Origin of the sequence: Actinomadura sp. CNU-125 (assembly GCF_001942465.1) — a bacterium.
Taxonomy (GTDB): Bacteria; Actinomycetota; Actinomycetes; order Streptosporangiales; family Streptosporangiaceae; genus Spirillospora.
The window spans coordinates 1-1943 of sequence record NZ_MKJY01000495.1; the positions used below are offsets into that span (position 1 = coordinate 1).

Sequence of the window (1943 nt, forward strand, 5' to 3'; positions counted from 1 at the left end):
CCGCGCGCGGACGGCCGATCGACGCGGCGCTCACCGCGCACGCCCGCGGCGGCACGGCCACGCCGATCCCGATTCCGCCGCCCGCTCGGTCCTGGACGTCTTCCCGGCGCTCCGCGGCCTGCGCGACCGGCCCGCCGAGAGCCTGCCGGACGCGCGGCGGGGCCTGCTGTCGCTCGCGGAGGCGCTGCTCACCCGGCCGCGGCTGCTGCTGATCGACGGCTCGTCGGCCCTGCGGCGACGCGGCCCACGCCGTGGCGCAGCGGCTCGCCGCCACCGGCACCGCCGTGGTCATCGCCGGACCGGCCGGGCGCGGGCCGTCGCGCTCGTCCGCCGGCGCCGACACCGTCGACCGCGACGGCGTCGCCGAACTCCCCGTCTCCGCGTCGGGCGGGGACCGGCGGCCGCCCGCGGCCCGCAGCACCGGAGGTTCCGACACGTGATCGCCATCGCGCTCGCCGCGCTGACGCTGGCCGCGCCCGCCGTCCCCGCCGCGCCCGACGCGGCCGGGCGGGCCAGGGCCGAGGCCGTCCTGCGGGTCAGCCGCACCACCGACCTCACCGAGGGGGAGACGATCACCGTCACCGGCGGCGGGTTCCGGCCGGGGCTGAAATCGGTCGCCGTCGGGATGTGCCGGGAGGGCTACACCAACGGGCTGAAGGACTGCGACCTCGGCGGCGGCGCCACCTTCGTCAACATCGACGCCGACGGCGGGCTCCCCGAGGTCCGGCTCAAGGCCCGCTCGAAGTTCAACGGCATCGACTGCACGGCCCGCCAGTGCGTCATCGGCGCGGCCCCGCTCCCCGGCACCGCCCCGCCCGCCGTCGTGACCGCCAACACCGCGATCGTCCGGGTCGGGTTCGAGGGGTCGCCGGTCAAGGGCGCACGGCCGTCGCGACGTCCGCCGCGCCCGCCGCCACCGCCGGTCCCGGCACCGGCGGCCCGTCCACCCCCCTGTGGGCGGGAACCGCGGCACTGCTCGTCCTCGCCGGGGCCGTCATCACCGTCGTCCAACGCCGTAGCCGATAGAAGGAGCAACCCCCGTGACCAGAACAGCCAGGACCAGGATCGGCGGACGGGCCGGGGCGGTCGCCGCGCTCGCGGCCGCGTGCGTGCTCGCGCTCGCGCCGCCCGCGCTGGCCGCACCGAAGATCACCGCGGACAAGACGACCGACCTGAAGGCGGGCGACACGATCACCGTGCAGGTGACCGGACTGACCCCCGACGAGAGCTTCGTGACCCTCGGCCAGTGCAAGCCCGGGCCCAAGCTCCCGACGGACTGCGCGGCCCAGGACACCGGCGGCGCGCTCGTCGGGGCCTCCGACGCCCAGGGCGACTTCGTGACCAAGGACGGATCCAAGGACGCGAAGATCAAGCTGGCGGGGGAGGTCGACGGCGTCGACTGCGCCGCGGACGCGGGCGCGTGCGTCCTCGCCGTCACCGCGCCGGGCAACCAGGGGCCGAACTCGGCCGAGGTCCCGCTCACCTTCGCCGCGGGCGGTTCCGGCGGAGGTTCCGGCGGCGGGTCGGACGGCGGGTCGGACGGTGGGGACGGCGGCTCCGGCGGAGGTTCCGACGACGGCTCCGGCGGCGGGTCCGCCGGCGGCTCCGGGGACCTGCCGAACACCGGCAGCCCCGACGGCCTGCCCACCTACGCCCTGATCGCGTCCGTGCTCGTCATGGCGGGCGGCGCGGCCCTGCTCATCATCCCCGCCCGCCGCCGGAGGAACGGCGCATGAGGCTCCGCCGCGCTCGACGACCGCGGCGCTCGGCGCCGCCCGCGCTGGCCGCGGCCGTCCTCCCCGCGGCTCCGGCCGCGCCGAGGCGACGCGCCCATCGCCTACGCGACCACCGTGCACGCGACGCGGCGACGTCTACGCGCCCGCCCCGTCCGGCATCCGCAAGGACCTCCCGGTGGCGCTGCTGCTCCAGGGCGCCGACGTCGA

Annotated in this window: 4 protein-coding genes and 1 pseudogene; 4 read left to right on the forward strand and 1 reads right to left on the reverse strand. The window is 77.9% G+C overall.

Annotated elements, in window-relative coordinates:
- On the reverse strand, nt 1-436 hold a 436-nt coding region (locus tag BJF79_RS54485), incomplete at its 3' end, for a hypothetical protein (RefSeq protein WP_262403206.1).
- On the opposite strand from BJF79_RS54485, the pseudogene BJF79_RS67805 reads away from it, so the two are divergent.
- The 4 genes and pseudogenes from BJF79_RS67805 to BJF79_RS63675 form a co-directional block, all read left to right on the forward strand.
- Nucleotides 437-787: pseudogene (locus BJF79_RS67805) on the forward strand (neocarzinostatin apoprotein domain-containing protein); the annotation flags it as partial. It lies immediately after the preceding gene.
- On the forward strand, nt 775-1026 hold the full coding sequence (locus BJF79_RS67810) for a GPS-CTERM domain-containing protein (protein WP_410050199.1): 252 nt from the start codon (nt 775-777) through the stop codon (nt 1024-1026). The pseudogene BJF79_RS67805 and the gene BJF79_RS67810, both read left to right, overlap by 13 nt.
- Nucleotides 1027-1040: 14 nt before the next feature.
- Nucleotides 1041-1736: a neocarzinostatin apoprotein domain-containing protein gene (locus BJF79_RS56485; RefSeq protein WP_075904830.1), complete on the forward strand. Its 696-nt coding sequence runs from the start codon at nt 1041-1043 to the stop codon at nt 1734-1736.
- The coding region (locus BJF79_RS63675) for a hypothetical protein (protein WP_262403207.1) at nt 1733-1943 on the forward strand (211 nt) is incomplete at its 3' end. The genes BJF79_RS56485 and BJF79_RS63675, both read left to right, overlap by 4 nt.